The 580-nt window shown below is 65.9% G+C and carries 1 protein-coding gene; it reads left to right on the top strand.

Annotated features, from left to right (window positions below; translation table 11 throughout):
- Positions 1–253 precede the first annotated feature (253 nt).
- Positions 254–580: biotin transporter BioY (locus R1101_RS0125165; protein WP_016935850.1), on the top strand; the 327-nt coding region annotated here is incomplete at its 3' end.

The raw sequence follows: 580 nt of genomic DNA on the forward strand, positions 1-580 counted from the left end.
AGAACATGGGTACTCCCACCTCGATGCCGACCTCTTCCGTGCCGGACTCCGTTTGCTTGGTACGCCTCGATCCTGACAGCTCCGGAAGCGAAAAACACCAGGTCAGCACAGATATCAGGGAAAGATCAGGGGACACCCGGAGGTGCACCCCGGTGTGACCTTCGGGCAGCCGGACACGGGCCGATGACGTGCGGCACGCCGGTACGGCTTAGGCTCTACGGGTTCACCGTCCATATCAGAAGGCTGAGTAACCGTGTCCTCGTCCCGCCGTATCCCCGCGCGCGACCTCGCGCAGATCGCCGTCTTCGCCGCCCTGATCATCGCCCTGGGACTGCCCGGCCAGATCAGCATCGGATCGTCCGGCGTGCCCATCACGCTGCAGACCCTCGGTGTGATGCTCGCGGGTGCACTGCTCGGCGCGCGTAAGGGTGTCCTGTCGGTGCTCACCGTGATCGTGCTGGGACTGGCACTGCCCGTTCTCGCCGGCGGTCGCACGACCCTCACCTCGCTGGCCGGTCCCACGGTGGGCTTCCTCATCGGCTGGATTCCCGCCGTCGCCGTCATCGGCTGGCTGAGCATG

The organism is Rhodococcus sp. R1101 (assembly GCF_000278445.1).
GTDB lineage: Bacteria > Actinomycetota > Actinomycetes > Mycobacteriales > Mycobacteriaceae > Rhodococcus > Rhodococcus gordoniae.